Consider the following 15,041-nt stretch of genomic DNA (forward strand, 5'->3'; position numbering starts at 1 on the left):
TGAGTCTTCGAACAACAACAAGAACAAGGCACACCCATGATCATTCTTTTCCGGCGAGCATCGCTGATGCTCGCGGCGCTTTGCTGCGCCTGCCAAACCGCCCAGGCTGCCTTCATCGATGACGGCAGCGGTAACCTGGAACTGCGCAATTTCTACTTCGACCGCGACTTTCACGGTGACAGCGCCACGCAATCGCGGCGTGCCGAATGGGCTCAGGGCTTCATGCTGCGCTTGCAGTCCGGCTATACCGACGGCGTGGTTGGCGTCGGCCTGGATGCGGCAGGCATGCTTGGATTCAAGCTCGACTCCTCGCCAGACCGCAGCGGAACGGGGCTGCTGCCCCGAGGCAGTGACAAGCGTGCTGCGGGTGACTACGCCAAGGCTGTGGCCACGTTCAAGGCCAGGCTGGCGCAGACCGAGTTGAAAGCCGGTGGCCTGAGCCCGCAGTTGCCGCTGTTGGCGTCCAACACCAGTCGACTGTTCCCGCAATGGTTCAACGGCGCGCAACTGGTGAGCAAGGATCTGGACCGGTTGGTGTTCACCCTGTTGCAGGTAGATGCCACCAAATTGCGCGACTCCACCGACTTTGAGGACCTGACGGCCATGGCGCAGCAAGGGGCCTATTCGGCAACGGTCACCACTGACCGGCTGTACTACGCCGCTGTCGACTACCTGCCATCGAACAACCTGACCCTCAGCCTGCACACCAGCACGCTCGAAGACCTGTTCCGGCGTGATTTTGCCGGGTTCAAATTCAAGACCCGCCTAGGGCCGGGGGATGTCTTCACCGAGTGGCGCTGGTTCAATGCTCGCCAGCAAGGCCGGGCATTGCTGGGTGAAGTCGACAACCACACCCTCAGCACCAACGTCGGCTACAGCATTCAGGGCCACACGTTCAGCGGTGGTAATCAGAAGGTGAGCGGTGACACGGCGTACGCCTATGTGGGCGGTACCGATACCTACCTGTTCAGTGAGCAGCAGGTCAGCACCTTTGCCCTGGCCAACGAGCGTGCGTGGATGCTGCGCTACGACTACAACTTCGCCGCCTTGGGTATCCCGGGGCTTACGTTCAATGTGCGCTATGTGAAGGGTGACCAGGTGGAGCCGCAGCGTATAACCAGCGCGAAGGGCAGGGCGCTGGCGGCAGGCGATGGAGAAGGGCGGGAGTGGGAGCGCACCACGGATATCACCTACGTGGTGCAGTCGGGGCCACTCAGGAATGTGTCGCTACGTTGGCGAAATGCGAGCATGCGCTCGAACTTTGCCGATGCGGCGGATGAGAACCGGGTGCTTGTGGGGTACACGGTCGATTTCTGATGCTATACACGAGGTACTACGCGAAGTCTGGAGCCCGCGCACTAGCTGTTGCCGGGCTGTGTTCTGGCGCCTGCAACGCGATGCGGCCATAGAAGAACAACGCCGTTACCCAGGTTGTCAGCCAGACAAAAATCCCCGCCCAGAATGTATGGGACATATAGTGCCAGCCCTGCAGTACCCGTGTTGTGCCGTACACGAACCCGATCAGCAGAATGACCGCCAGCAACTTGCGCGCCTGTGCCCAGCGATGACGCAATGCTACGAAATACAGCGCCAGCAAGGTAAACCCGCTGGAGGCATGGCCACCCGGCCAGCAGCGGCCATCGCCGGCCTTGTTCCACCAGGAGAAGTTTTCGAACCATTCAACGCGGGCCTGCGTACCGCCATACAGTGTGGTTTCCACCGGGCAATACACACTGGTGTGGCTTTTCAGGTAATGAATCACGGTCGTGCTCAGTGCAAACGCCACGACCACGAACAGCAAGTCGCGCCGGTGTTGGGTGGTGAAGCGCAGCACGGGTGCGATACGGGCTTTTTCCAGTACCCGGGTCAGGCCCCGTTGGGGACGGTTGGCCAGGCGCGGCCAGATGAACGACAGCAAGCTGCCGATGACTGCCAGTTCACCCGTCCAGTCCGGCAGGATGCGCGGCCACTTGTGGGTGACCTTCTCGAACCATTGATGGTGCAGCAGCGGGAACTGACCGGTGGTGGGGTCGAGCAGCAGGTTGCTGATCCAGCGATCGAGCTCGGTCAGGTCGAATGCCATGAACACAATGGCGGCCAGCAACAGCGGCAGTATCAGGTTGTTGCGGTAGAACGCGGCGCGGGAGGGCATGTTCACAGCTCCTTGGCATCAACGAGTTTGCGCCATTCACTGGCAGCCATCTGGCCCAGCAGCGTTGCCTTGCCATCGCTGCCCTGGGTGATGAACAGGGCACTGGCATAGCTGTTCGACGTCGCGCTGGCGGGTACCTGGAGCGCTTGCTCCAGCTGTTCCATGCAACCGCTGTGGCTGACCAGCACGAGGTTGTGGCCGGCCCGCTTGTGGCCAAAGGCGTTATCGGCAAAGTGCCCGTCACACTGGTTAAGCCAGCCTTGCGTGGCAACGGTTTTACCAAACATGGCTTGTGCGGTTTGTCGGGTGCGCACCTCCGGGCTGCTCCACACGTCGGATGACGCCAAGCCAAGGTGTTGCAGGCCTTGGCCTACAGTAGCGGCCACCTGGCTGCCCGCAACCGTAATGCCGGTGGGGTCGCCCAGGCAGGCACCTCTGGACCGGTCGCAGCGTTCGGCATGGCGCAGTACCACAATCACCGAGCCTTTTGCCCAAGCGGCTTCCAGCCCACTGCGTTGCAGGTGGTGCGGGTTGCCCAGGTTGGGGACGGCCGTGCGGGCATGCGCCCAGGCTGCTGCCACGCACAGGACGAACAGCAGGCACAAGACTGCGAATAGCGCTGTGCCCCAAGGTAACCGGTGTACCTGCACACGGCGTGAGGCGGGGAATTTGTCGATAACGCCTTGCAGCATGTTTGCCACTCCAGTCAGCTCGCTCCATTACGAGAGCGTCGGCACTGTAGGTAGCAGGATGTCGGTAGAGAGTGAGGCAGATGTGAAAAAAGCCTTGGCCCCACAGAGCTCTGGCCTTGCTGCAGAGATGAAAAGTCAATCATGAAACCGGTTTCAAAACATTTCTGAACGCGCTAGATTATTCGGCTGTCTTCTTGATGGCCTATCAAGATCACCTCTCCATTGAAAACCAGATGGCGCTTATCAAGGCCGCCCCAGAGCCGATGAGGATTCCCAATGCCTGAGCATGCCCCAGACAACCCGCGCAGGGATTTTCTGCGCAAGACCTTGACCCTGATCCCTGTCGTTACCGTGGCCAGCACAGGGCTGGGCGTGGGTGCCAGCCAACTGCTTGCGGCCCCGCAACCGCAGCAACAGCCAGCGAACGTGCCGGCCACGCCACCGGCGGGTAACTATCAGCCGACATTTTTCAGCGCCGAAGAGTGGGCGTTTCTGCAAGCCGCCGTGTCCCGCATCATTCCGGCCGACGAGCTTGGCCCCGGCGCGCTTGAAGCCGGCGCTGCCGAATTCATCGACCGGCAGATGAACACGCCGTACGCCACTGGCGCTCAGTGGTACATGCAAGGCCCTTTCAACGCCGACGCAGCGCCAGAGCTGGGCTATCAGTTGCAGCTCAGCCCGCAGCAAATCTACCGCCTGGGCATCGCTGCCGTGGACGGCTGGTGCAAGGCCAATTCCGGGCAAGTTTTTGCTGAGCAAGATAGCGCTACCCGGGACCGCATTCTCGGCAAGATCGAGGCCGGAGAGCTGGTTTTCGACACCGTGCCGGCCAAGGTGTTTTTCAGCTTGCTGGTGCAGAACACCCGCGAAGGGTTTTTCTGCGACCCGATCCATGGCGGCAACAAAGGCATGGTCGGCTGGACCCAGATCGGCTTCCCCGGCGCCCGCGCCGACTTCATGGACTGGGTTGAGCGCAACGAGCCTTACCCGTTCCCGGCTGTATCGATCCGCGGCGAGAGGGCCTGAGGCATGGCGACTGTGTTGAATAAAGTGGATGCGGTGATTGTCGGCTTCGGCTGGGCCGGTGCGATCATGGCCAAGGAGCTGACCGAGGCCGGGTTGCAGGTGGTGGCGCTGGAACGTGGGCCGATGCAGGACACCTACCCGGAAGGCAGCTACCCGCAGGTGATCGACGAGTTGACCTACAGCGTGCGCAAGAAGCTGTTCGTCGACGTGTCTAAAGAAACCGTCACTGTCCGCCACAGCATGAACGATGTGGCACTGCCCAATCGTCAGCTCGGCGCTTTCTTGCCGGGCAAGGGCGTGGGCGGCGCGGGCTTGCATTGGTCGGGTGTGCACTTTCGGGTAGACCCGGTCGAGTTGCGCATGCGCAGCCACTACGAAGAGCGATACGGGCGAAAGTTCATCCCCGACGACATGACCATCCAGGACTTTGGCGTCACTTACGAGGAGCTGGAGCCGTATTTCGACTTCGCTGAGAAGGTGTTCGGCACCTCTGGCCAGGCCTGGACCGTTAACGGCCAGGTCGTGGGCGAAGGGAAGGGCGGCAACCCCTATGCGCCGGACCGATCGAGCCCGTTCCCGCTGCCTGCGCAGAAGAACGTGGTGTCGGCCAGGTTGTTCGAAAAGGCCGCCACCAGCCTGGGCTACAAGCCTTACAACCTGCCATCGGCCAACACCTCCGGGCCATACACCAACCCCTACGGGGCACAGATGGGGCCGTGCAACTTCTGTGGCTTCTGCAGCGGGTACGTGTGCTACATGTACTCCAAGGCCTCGCCCAACGTGAACATTTTGCCGGCGCTGCGCCAAGTGCCCAACTTCGAGCTGCGGCCCAATGCCCATGTGCTGCGGGTGAACCTGGACGACAGCAAGCGCAAGGCCACCGGCGTCACCTACATCGATGCCCAGGGGCGCGAGGTAGAGCAGCCGGCGGAGTTGGTGATCCTGGCGGCGTTCCAGTTCAATAACGTGCGCCTGATGCTGCTTTCCGGCATTGGCAAGCCTTACGACCCGGTGAAGAACGAAGGCGTGGTGGGGCGTAACTTTGCCTATCAGAACATGGGCACGGTCAAGGCGTTCTTCGACAAGGACACCTACACCAACAACTTCATCGGCGCGGGTGGCAACGGCATCGCCATCGACGATTTCAACGCCGACAACTTCGACCATGGCCCGCACGGCTTCGTCGGCGGCTCACCGATGTGGGTGAACCAGGCTGGCAGCCGGCCGATTGCCGGCACCGCCAACCCGCCGGGCACGCCGGCCTGGGGCAGCGCCTGGAAGAAAGCCACAGCCGACTACTACACCCATCAGGTATCGATGGACGCCCATGGCGCCCACCAGTCGTACCGTGGCAATTACCTGGACCTGGACCCGACTTACCGCGATGCCTATGGCCAACCGCTGCTGCGCATGACCTTTGACTGGCAGGAAAACGACATCAGGATGAACCAGTTCATGGTCGACAAGCTGAGCAAGATCGCCCAGGCGATGAACCCCAAGTCCATTGCGGTACTGGGCAAGAAGGTCAAAGACCACTTCAACACCGCCAGCTACCAGACCACCCACCTGAACGGCGGCGCGATCATGGGCACCGACCCCAAGACCAGCGCACTGAACCGTTACCTGCAAAGCTGGGACGTGCATAACGTGTTTGTCCCGGGCGCTTCGGCGTTCCCTCAGGGCCTGGGGTACAACCCGACCGGGCTGGTGGCCGCGTTGACCTACTGGTCGGCCCGCGCCATCCGCGAGCAGTACCTGAAAAACCCCGGCCCGCTGGTCCAGGCTTGAGGAGCGATGAGCATGAAGACAATGTTGATCGCAACCCTGCTGCTGGGGGCCGCGACGGCTGTGCAAGCCACCGCGAATGATGATGCCCGGGTGCGCCAGGGCGAGTACCTGGCCCGTGCCGGTGACTGTGTGGCCTGCCATACCGCCAAGGGCGGCCAGCCCTTTGCCGGCGGGCTGCCGATGGAAACGCCGATCGGCACGGTGTACTCCACCAACATCACCCCGGCGGCCAGCGGCATTGGCCAGTACAGCTTCGAAGACTTCGACCAGGCCGTGCGCAAGGGCATCCGCAAGGACGGCAGCACCCTGTACCCTGCCATGCCATACCCGTCTTATGCGCGCGTCAGCGAGCAGGACATGCAGGCGCTGTACGCCTACTTCATGAAGGGCGTGGCGCCCGTCGAACAGGCGAACAAGGCCAGCGACATCCCCTGGCCGCTGAGCATGCGTTGGCCGCTGGCTGCCTGGCGCGGCCTTTTCGCGCCCGAGGCCAAGCCGTGGCAGGCAACGGCTGCTGCCGACCCGGTGGTGAACCGTGGTGCGTATCTGGTCGAGGGCCTTGGCCATTGTGGTGCCTGCCATACGCCGCGGGCGCTGACCATGCAGGAAAAGGCGCTGAGCCCGGCAGAGGGCGAGCAGTTTCTGGCCGGCAGCGCTCCGCTGGAAGGCTGGATTGCCAAGAACCTGCGTGGCGACCACAAGGACGGCCTGGGCAGCTGGAGCGAAGCGCAGCTGGTGCAGTTTCTCAAGACCGGGCGCAGTGATCGCAGCGCCGTGTTCGGTGGCATGAGCGACGTGGTCGAGCACAGCATGCAGCACCTGAGCGATGCCGACCTGACCGCGATCGCCCGTTACCTGAAGACCCTGCCGCGGAGCAACCCAGAAGATCGGCCGCACGTCTATGACAAGCAGGTGGCAGATGCGCTGTGGAAGGGCGATGACAGCAAGCCAGGGGCGGCGGTGTACATCGACAATTGCGCAGCCTGCCACCGAACCGATGGCCAGGGTTACACCCGCGTGTTCCCGGCTTTGGCCGGCAACCCGGTGGTGCAGACTGCGAATGCCACGTCGCTGATTCATGTGGTGCTGGCAGGGGGCACGGTACCGGCGACGCACACGGCGCCTTCGAATTTCACCATGCCGGCGTTTGGCTGGCGCCTGAGCGACCAGGAGGTTGCCGAGGTGGTGAATTTCATCAGGAGCAGCTGGGGCAACCAGGGAAGCGCCGTCACGACCGGTGATGTGAAGTCGCTTCGCTGACTTCTCCAGCTGCACCCTGATCCACTGTGGGAGCGGGTGAACCCGTTCCCACAGTTTTTTGGTTGAAACTGTATTTGCATCAATCAGTTAATTTGCTTATCTAACCTCGAATATCATGTTTGTTTCAACATTGCCGACCAACGGAAGGTTGACGAACTGCCGCAGTTTTGCTGTATTGAAACCGGTTTCATCGCAATCACAACAATCATAAGGACTGCCCATGACCGACGCGCCTGCCCATGCCCGCGAACGGGTCACCATCAGCGAAGTAGCGCGTGTCGCTGGCGTTTCCAAAGCCACCGTTTCCCGTTACATCGGTGGTGACCGCCAGTTGCTGGCCGAAGCCACGGCCAAGCGCCTGGAAGAAGTCATCGAGCGGCTTGGCTATCGCCCCAACCAGATGGCCCGCGGCCTCAAGCGCGGCCAGACGCGACTGATCGGCATGCTGGTAGCCGATATTCTCAACCCCTATTCAGTGGCCGTGATGCATGGCGTGGAAACCGCCTGCCGTCAGCACGGTTACAGCCTGGTGGTGTGCAACACCAACCGCGACGACGAGCAGGAGCGTCATCACCTGGTGGCCCTGCAGAGCTACAACGTCGAAGGGCTGATCGTGAACACCCTTGGCCATCACCCCGGCGAACTGCTCAACCTGCAGCGTGACATCCCCATGGTGCTGGTCGATCGCCAATTGCCCGAGCTGAATGTCGACCTGGTTGGCCTGGACAATGCCGACGCGGTCGAGCAGGCCCTCGACCACCTGCAGGCACAGGGCTACCGCGATATCCTCGCGGTCAGCGAACCCCTCGATGGCACCAGCTCACGCCTGGAGCGGGTGCAGGCATTCGGCACGTCGGTCAGCCGTCGTGCCGGCATGCGCCAGCAGGTGCTGGAAATCGGCGCCGGGCTGGAGGGGCAGCTGGCGTCATTCCTGGCCAGCCGTGGCCATGGCCCGCAAGCCATCTTCACCTTCAACGGCGTTGCAACCTTGGCAGTGACCCGGACCTTGCACGAAGCCGGGCGCAACCTGTTTGCCGACGTCGGGCTGATCGCCCTCGACGACCTTGACTGGTACCCCTTGGTCGGTAATGGCATCACTGCACTGGCGCAACCCACCGAGCGTATCGGTGTGGCGGCTTTCGAAAGCCTGCTTGGCCGCCTGCGTGGCGACAGCGGGGCGGCTCGGCGCATCGACTTCAAGGCCGAGCTGATCATCCGAGGTTCAACCCAACCCCAATAAGCAACGGCAGGCTGGTGCCTGCTGCTGTCGACTAAAAATGAAACCGGTTTCATAAGGACAAGAACAATGCACACGAACCCCGTTTCCATCAGCCTCTCCAGCTACGGCGCCGACTTTGTGCGGCAACGTGGTCAGGAGCAGTTCCTTGACCTGCTGGCAGCCGCTGGCGTTAGCCGTGTGGAGTTGCGCGAAGAACTGTTTGCCAGTGCGCCGGACGCGACAGAGCTGGGTGCTGTCATTGCCGCATTGCGCCTGGAATGCCTGTACTCGACACCCCTGGAGTTGTGGACCGCGCAGGGTGTACCCGACCCACTTGTGGTGCAGAAGCTGGAGCTCGCCCGCGCGTTTGGCGCGGTAGCGCTCAAGGTGTCCCTGGGGCACTTCAACGCGCGTTGCGATGTCGCCGCCCTGGCAGCGCTACTGCCCGCACAGGGGCCGCTGTTGCTGGTGGAAAACGACCAGACGGAACACGGTGGCAGGATCGAACCGCTGCTGCAGTTCTTCCGGCACGCCGACCCGCTTGGGCTGCGCCTGGGCATGACCTTCGATATTGGCAACTGGCAATGGCAAGACGAGTCTGCGAGGCAAGCCGCGCGTCAACTGGGCCGCTGGGTGCGCTATGTGCATTGCAAGGCTGTGGAGCGCCGGGCCGATGGCCGACGGGTTGCCATACCGCCGCAAGCCGCTGACCTGCAAGCGTGGGCAACGCTGATGGCCGAGTTCACCCCCGGCGTGGTGCGCGCTGTCGAATACCCCCTGGTTGGCGAAGACCTGCTGGCGCTGACCCGTGCCCAGGTGCGTAGCCTGTCTGCGCTGGGGGCGGAGGTGGCCCATGCATGAGCATGACGTACTGTGTTTTGGTGAAACCATGGCCATGTTCGTTGCCGAGCAAACCGGCGACCTGGCCAGTGTCGGCCAGTTTAGCAAGCGCATTGCCGGCGCAGACAGCAATGTGGCGATCGGCCTGGCGCGGCTGGGGTTCAAGGTGCGCTGGTTGAGCCGGGTCGGTGACGATTCACTGGGCCGTTTCGTGCTCGACAGCCTGCAACGTGAAGGCCTGGACTGCTCCGGCGTGGAAGTGGATAGCCACTGCCCCACGGGCTTTCAGCTCAAGGCCCGCTGCGATGACGGCAGCGACCCGGCTGTGGAGTACTTCCGCCGTGGTTCGGCGGCCAGCAAGTTGTCACCCGAACTGCTGCGTGCAGAACTGTTGCAAGCGCGTCACCTGCACGCCACTGGCATCCCGTTGGCGCTGTCGGACAGCTGCCGGGCCCTGTCCCACGCGTTGGTCGACGCCATGCGTGCAGCCGGTCGCAGCATCTCGTTCGACCCCAACCTGCGCCCCTCGTTATGGCCTGATCAAAACACCATGGTGCGCGAAATCAATGCCCTGGCGGTCAAGGCCGACTGGGTTTTACCGGGCCTGGAAGAGGGCCGGTTGCTGACCGGCCGGCACACCCCGGCAGACATCGCCGCGTTCTACCTCGACCAAGGGGTTGAGCTGGTGGTGATCAAGCTGGGCGACGCCGGTGCCTACCTGCGCAGTACCAAGGGGGAAGGCCAGGTAGCAGCCGTGCCCGTCAGCCGTGTTGTGGACACCGTCGGCGCCGGTGATGCCTTTGCCGTCGGCGTGCTCAGCGCGCTGCTGGAGGGCCGTGCAGTGGCCGAGGCGGTGGCGCGTGGCAACTGGTGCGGCAGCCGTGCCGTGCAGTCACGAGGCGACATGGAAGGGCTGCCGCTGCGCCACGAGCTGGAGGCCTTCGACCTGCGCAGAAGCGCGTGACCCCTTAACCCCGAATCACCTGTTGCAACAAAAACAACAAGCTCAGGAGAAACAAACCATGCAAAGCCAAAGCCTGGCACCTCGCCGCTGGTGGTACATCATCCCGATTGTGTTCGTCACTTACAGCCTGGCGTATCTGGACCGCGCCAATTACGGTTTCGCTGCAGCGTCCGGCATGGCCGAAGACCTGCACATCACCCCGGTGCTGTCTTCGCTGCTGGGCGCACTGTTCTTCCTCGGTTACTTCTTCTTCCAGGTGCCTGGCGCCATCTACGCCGAAAAGCGCAGTGTGAAGAAGCTGATTTTCGTCTGCCTGATCCTCTGGGGTGGCCTTGCCACACTCACGGGCATGGTCAGCAACGTCTACATGCTGATTGGCATCCGCTTCCTGCTCGGGGTGGTGGAGGCCGCCGTCATGCCAGCGATGCTGGTGTACCTGTGCCATTGGTTCACCCGTGCCGAGCGTTCGCGTGCCAATACCTTCCTGATGCTGGGCAACCCGGTGACCATTCTGTGGATGTCGGTGGTGTCGGGTTACCTCATCAAGCATTACGACTGGCGCTGGATGTTCATCATCGAAGGCTTGCCAGCCGTGATCTGGGCGTTCTTCTGGTGGCGCTTGGTCGACGACCGCCCGGCCCAGGTGAACTGGCTGAGCGAGCAGGAAAAGGAAGCCTTGCAGCAGGCGCTGGCTGCCGAGCAGCAGGGCATCAAGCCTGTGAAGAACTACCGCGAGGCGTTCCGTTCGCCGCAGGTGATCATCCTGGCGCTGCAGTACTTCTGCTGGAGCATCGGCGTTTATGGCTTTGTGCTGTGGCTGCCGTCGATCCTCAAGCAGGCAGCCAATGTCGATATCGTGCAGGCCGGCTGGCTGGCCTCGGTACCGTACCTGGCGGCGGTACTGGCAATGGTGGGCGTGTCCTGGGCGTCGGACCGCCTGCAAAAGCGCAAGCGCTTTGTCTGGCCGCCGCTGTTGGTGGCCGCGGTGGCGTTCTATGGCTCGTACGCCTTGGGTAGCGAGCATTTCTGGCTGTCGTATGCGTTGCTGGTGCTGGCCGGCGCCTGCATGTATGCACCCTATGGCCCGTTCTTCGCAATCGTGCCCGAGATCCTGCCGGCCAACGTCGCAGGCGGGGCCATGGCGCTGATCAACAGCATGGGCGCGTTGGGTTCGTTCGGCGGCTCGTGGCTGGTGGGCTACCTCAATGGCGCCACCGGCGGGCCGGGCGCTTCTTACCTGTTCATGTGCGGCGCGTTGCTGACCGCCGTGGCGCTTACCGCCGCACTCAACACGTCACAGACATCTGGCCGCGCCAAGCGCAACAGCACGCGGCTGGCCATGAACCCTTAGGAAACCTGCAATGAAGAAGCGAATCGTCCTTTATAAACGCCTGTCTGACGACTTGATGACCCGCCTGCAAGATCGCGTCGAGGTCGCCTGGGTGGATACCGCCCGGCCCGACGGCCTGGCCCGCCTGCGCGACGCGTTGCCGGGCGCGCACGGCTTGCTGGGTGCCAGCCTGCGCCTGGATGCCAGCCTGCTCGACCTAGCGCCACAGCTGGAAGTGGTGTCCAGCGTTTCGGTCGGCGTGGACAACTATGACATTGCCGAGCTCAGCCGGCGCGGCGTGATGCTGACCAACACGCCCGACGTGCTGACCGAAACCACTGCCGATACGGGGTTTGCCTTGATCCTGGCCACCGCCAGGCGGGTGGTGGAATTGGCGAACTGGGTACGCGACGGCCACTGGCAGGCCAACCTGGGCCCGGCGCATTTTGGCTGTGACGTGCATGGCAAGACGCTGGGCATCGTCGGCATGGGCCGCATCGGCGAGGCCTTGGCCCGGCGAGCGGCTGCCGGCTTCGGGATGCGCGTGCTTTACCACAGCCAGCGGCCCAAGCCCGAGGTGGAGGCGCGCTACGCCGCGCGCCAGTGCAGCCTGGATGAGTTGTTGCAGCAGGCGGACTTCGTGTGCCTGACCGTGCCGCTGAGTGCCAGCACCGAAGGCCTGATTGGCGCCCGGGAGCTGGCGCTGATGAAGCCTGAGGCGATCCTGGTGAACATCTCGCGTGGGCGCGTGGTGGATGAGCCGGCGCTGGTCGATGCGCTGCGGGCCAAGCGCATACGGGGTGCGGGGCTGGATGTATTCGTGCAGGAGCCGCTGTCCACAGATTCGCCGCTGCTGCAGCTGGATAACGTGGTAGCGACTCCCCACATCGGCTCGGCAACCCAGGAGACACGCCAGGCCATGGCGCGTTGCGCGGTAGACAACCTGCTCAGCGCGCTGGCCGGCGAACGGCCGGCGAACCTGGTGAATGAGGTGTGCAGGTCGTGAGAGCAAGGGGCCGCCATACGGCCCCGTTGCTGTGCAGCTGAGCGGGCACTTATCGGCAGTTACCGGCTTTGCGATAGCCCGCAGCCTGCGCCTCACCCTCGGTGGCGAAGGTCACCTGGTTCTTCGCGGCTACCTGGTTGTAGCCCGGGCAGCCAACAGACAGGTGATACACATGGCTGTTGCGGTTGCCAAGCACAGCCCCGACCGACGCGGCACTGGCCAGGCTCGGCTTCGCCTCAGCCTTGGCGGCTTTCGCTGGTACTGCCTGAGCAACGCCACTGCCAGCCGGCTTGTAGTCGGCAGTCCATTTGCGTTCGCCACTCACGAACGGGTTGGCATGGCCCATGATCGCGGCAATACGGCGGTCGCGTTCTTTTTCCCAGGCCGACACCGGGTGCTGCTTGTCCCAGGCCATCAACAGCTGTTGCTGCTGGCGCGACATGCTCAGTTGGTAGCGGTCGAACATGTAGAACGTGGTACGCGCCACCAGGCCTTTCACTTCATCACGCGGCTCTGCAGCGCGCTGGACGAAATCGACCTTGGTGGTGCACTGGCCGTATTCGCCGGCATTGCCGGCAACCATGCCGTAGTTGAAGTTGCTGCGGTCACCATTCACCTCGCCCACTGCCGGGTACAGGTTGAACAGGTCGGCTTCCATGGCACGGAACACCGGGTCGTTGTCCACGCAGTGCTCGCGGCCGCCGTTTTTCCAGCACTGACGCTGGTTGCCGAAGGTGTAGGCGGGCACGATGTGTTCCCACTCGGTACGCTCGGCGCGGTTCTGCTGCTTGCGGGTCTGGTAACCACACGAGGCCGCATCGATGCGCCCACCGGACTTGCCCACCCAGGTCCACTTGCAACCGCAGTACAGGTCGCCCATGGCGCTGCTGGCCTGGTCCAGGTACACCTTCTGCTTGGCCACCACCTTGGCTTCGGTGAAGGTTGCCGGCGGGTTGGCCAAGGCGGGCAGGGTAAAGGAAAACAGTAAGGTTACGGCGTAAAGCAGTGATTTCATGAGGAAAACATATTTCAGGATGGGGCGCGCATTGTAATGGTTTCCCCGTGGCTGGCCAGCTCGCGGAGCCACACCAAGGGTCGGCCTGGGTCGTCGCTGGCCATACGGTTGAACGTGGCTGAGTCGAGCATGTCCCTGACCTGGGTGCCCATGCGCAGCAGGCGCTCGATGAAACCGGCGCCGACGTCGCCATAGTCTTCCAGTGAAACACCGCTCTGATTGTGCTGGATGGCCAGGTGGTAGTGGCTGACCCCCGCACCGTCGCCACTGCCGCCCAGTATCACCGTGAAGCGCGGGCCGAGCAGGCTGGCCAGGCGCTGCTGGACTAGGTCCAGTAGCGCGAGCGGGACTTCATCGTGTCGCAGTGCGTTGGGAAAGCAAGGTGTTAAAGGTGGCATGGGCGTGTCCTGCTGGGCAGCGTTCGAATGCTGGCCAGCTTAGGCAAGGTGACTGTCAACTTGGGTTAAGCAGGGGTAAAAGCAGGTAATGTGCACCGTCGGTGATCAGAAGGTCTGCCCCAGCGAGAACTGGAAGATCTGCGTTTCTGCGTTGTCCGGCTTTTTCAGCGGTGCCGCCAGGCTGAAGCTCAGCGGCCCCATCGGGCTGTACCAGGTCACGCCAACCCCCAGCGACACGGCCATCTGCGCCAGGTCCACGCTGCCGCAGCCCTGGGTGGTCGACAGATAGCAGGTGTCGGCATACACGTTGCCGGCGTCGACGAACACCGAACTGCGCAGTTGGCTCTGGTCCTTCACGAACGGCAACGGGAAGATGTACTCGGCGCCACCGGTAATCAGGATATTGCCCCCCAGCACATCGGTATCGCGGTCGGAGTAATAGGCTTGGCCGGCGCTGGCATAGGTGCCGGTGGCCGGCGTGTTGCGCGGGCCGAGGCCACCGTCCTTGAAACCGCGCACCGAACCCAGCCCACCTGCGGTGTAGCTTTCGTAGAACGGCAGGCCGTCGGTGGAGCCGTAACCGTTGCCGTAGCCCAGGCTGGTGTGCAAGCGCAGCGAGGTTTTGCTGGTCACCGGCAGGTAGGTCTGGCCGTTATAGTCCAGTTTGTAGAACGACAGGTCGCTACCAGGGGTGGTGGCCATCAGCGTCAGGCTTTGCGAGTGGCCACGGGTGGCCAGCACGCCTTTGTTGAGGGTGGATTCAGACCAGCCGATCGACGCTTTGAGGTTGTTGAAGCTCTTGCCTTCCCGGGCGATGAAGTCGTAGATCTCGTCGGCGCTGTAGGTGCCGGGCGAGATGTCGTCGTGTTGCAGGGTCAGGCCATAGGTCAGGCGCGATGTTTCGTTGATCGGGTAGCCAAAGCTGACCCCGGCGCCGTAGCTGTTGATTGCATAGTACGAAACGCCATCGTCGTAGTAGTCGCTGTAGTCGGTGCTGCTGTAGAAGGCGTTGTAGCCCAGGCTGACGCCGTCAGCGGTGAAGTAGGGGTCGGTGAAGCCAAAGTTGTACTTGGTCTGGTATTCGCTGCGGGTCAGGCCGATCGACACCTTGTTACCGGTACCGAGGAAGTTGCTCTGGCTGATCGAACCACCGAGGATCAGGCCGGCGCTCTGGGCGAAACCGACACTGGCCGTGATCGAACCGGAGGCCTGCTCTTCGACGCTGTAGTTGACGTCGACCTGGTCGTCGGTGCCCGGCACCGGCGGGGTCTCTACGTTGACTTCCTTGAAGAAGCCCAGGCGCTCCAGACGGGTCTTGGACTGGTCGATCAGGTAGGTCGAAGCCCAGCCG

Annotated in this window: 14 protein-coding genes; 9 read left to right on the forward strand and 5 right to left on the reverse strand. The window is 62.8% G+C overall.

Features of this window, described 5'->3' with window-relative positions; translation table 11 throughout:
• Positions 1-36: 36 nt before the first annotated feature.
• Positions 37-1,317, forward strand: a complete 1,281-nt coding sequence (locus tag A0O30_RS19855) for an OprD family porin (protein WP_105947654.1) — start codon at positions 37-39, stop codon at positions 1,315-1,317.
• 16 nt (positions 1,318-1,333) lie between these two features.
• Here A0O30_RS19855 and A0O30_RS19860 read toward each other — a convergent pair whose 3' ends face one another.
• Together A0O30_RS19860 and A0O30_RS19865 are read right to left on the reverse strand one after the other, a co-directional pair.
• Complete coding sequence (locus tag A0O30_RS19860; protein WP_105947655.1) at positions 1,334-2,152, reverse strand: phosphatase PAP2 family protein; 819 nt, start codon at positions 2,150-2,152, stop codon at positions 1,334-1,336.
• Between the two features lie 2 nt (positions 2,153-2,154).
• On the reverse strand, positions 2,155-2,844 hold the full coding sequence (locus A0O30_RS19865; protein ID WP_105947656.1) for a histidine phosphatase family protein: 690 nt from the start codon (positions 2,842-2,844) through the stop codon (positions 2,155-2,157).
• A 276-nt stretch (positions 2,845-3,120) separates the two neighbouring features.
• Between A0O30_RS19865 and A0O30_RS19870 the strand changes: the two genes are divergently transcribed.
• The 8 genes from A0O30_RS19870 (at position 3,121) to A0O30_RS19905 (ending at position 12,277) form a co-directional block, all read left to right on the forward strand.
• Entirely contained in the window at positions 3,121-3,870 is a 750-nt protein-coding gene (locus A0O30_RS19870; protein ID WP_105947657.1) for a gluconate 2-dehydrogenase subunit 3 family protein, read from the forward strand.
• A gap of 3 nt (positions 3,871-3,873) precedes the next feature.
• Entirely contained in the window at positions 3,874-5,658 is a 1,785-nt protein-coding gene (locus A0O30_RS19875; RefSeq protein ID WP_060499914.1) for a GMC family oxidoreductase, read from the forward strand.
• A gap of 12 nt (positions 5,659-5,670) precedes the next feature.
• The gene (locus A0O30_RS19880) at positions 5,671-6,918 is read left to right on the forward strand and encodes a cytochrome c (protein WP_105947658.1); all 1,248 of its coding nucleotides are present in this window, start codon (positions 5,671-5,673) and stop codon (positions 6,916-6,918) included.
• 220 nt (positions 6,919-7,138) lie between these two features.
• The gene (gene ptxS / locus A0O30_RS19885) at positions 7,139-8,158 is read left to right on the forward strand and encodes a transcriptional regulator PtxS (RefSeq protein ID WP_105947659.1); all 1,020 of its coding nucleotides are present in this window, start codon (positions 7,139-7,141) and stop codon (positions 8,156-8,158) included.
• Between the two features lie 66 nt (positions 8,159-8,224).
• Entirely contained in the window at positions 8,225-8,998 is a 774-nt protein-coding gene (locus A0O30_RS19890) for a sugar phosphate isomerase/epimerase (RefSeq protein ID WP_105947660.1), read from the forward strand.
• Positions 8,991-9,941 (forward strand): sugar kinase, encoded by a 951-nt coding sequence (locus A0O30_RS19895; protein ID WP_105947661.1) that lies wholly within the window; start codon positions 8,991-8,993, stop codon positions 9,939-9,941. Before A0O30_RS19890 ends, A0O30_RS19895 begins: the two co-directional genes overlap by 8 nt.
• A gap of 58 nt (positions 9,942-9,999) precedes the next feature.
• The gene (locus A0O30_RS19900) at positions 10,000-11,292 is read left to right on the forward strand and encodes an MFS transporter (RefSeq protein ID WP_016714062.1); all 1,293 of its coding nucleotides are present in this window, start codon (positions 10,000-10,002) and stop codon (positions 11,290-11,292) included.
• Between the two features lie 10 nt (positions 11,293-11,302).
• Positions 11,303-12,277 (forward strand): D-glycerate dehydrogenase, encoded by a 975-nt coding sequence (locus tag A0O30_RS19905; RefSeq protein WP_105947662.1) that lies wholly within the window; start codon positions 11,303-11,305, stop codon positions 12,275-12,277.
• A 49-nt stretch (positions 12,278-12,326) separates the two neighbouring features.
• Here A0O30_RS19905 and A0O30_RS19910 read toward each other — a convergent pair whose 3' ends face one another.
• The 3 genes from A0O30_RS19910 to bamA all read right to left on the reverse strand — a co-directional run.
• A complete protein-coding gene (locus tag A0O30_RS19910; protein WP_105947663.1) occupies positions 12,327-13,292 on the reverse strand; it encodes an endonuclease in 966 nt (321 codons plus the stop codon).
• A gap of 14 nt (positions 13,293-13,306) precedes the next feature.
• On the reverse strand, positions 13,307-13,690 hold the full coding sequence (locus A0O30_RS19915; RefSeq protein ID WP_105947664.1) for a hypothetical protein: 384 nt from the start codon (positions 13,688-13,690) through the stop codon (positions 13,307-13,309).
• A 105-nt stretch (positions 13,691-13,795) separates the two neighbouring features.
• Positions 13,796-15,041: outer membrane protein assembly factor BamA (bamA, locus tag A0O30_RS19920; RefSeq protein ID WP_105947665.1), on the reverse strand; the 1,246-nt coding region annotated here is incomplete at its 5' end.

Source organism: Pseudomonas sp. LLC-1, from assembly GCF_002992185.1.
In the GTDB taxonomy this organism is placed as follows: domain Bacteria; phylum Pseudomonadota; class Gammaproteobacteria; order Pseudomonadales; family Pseudomonadaceae; genus Aquipseudomonas; species Aquipseudomonas monteilii.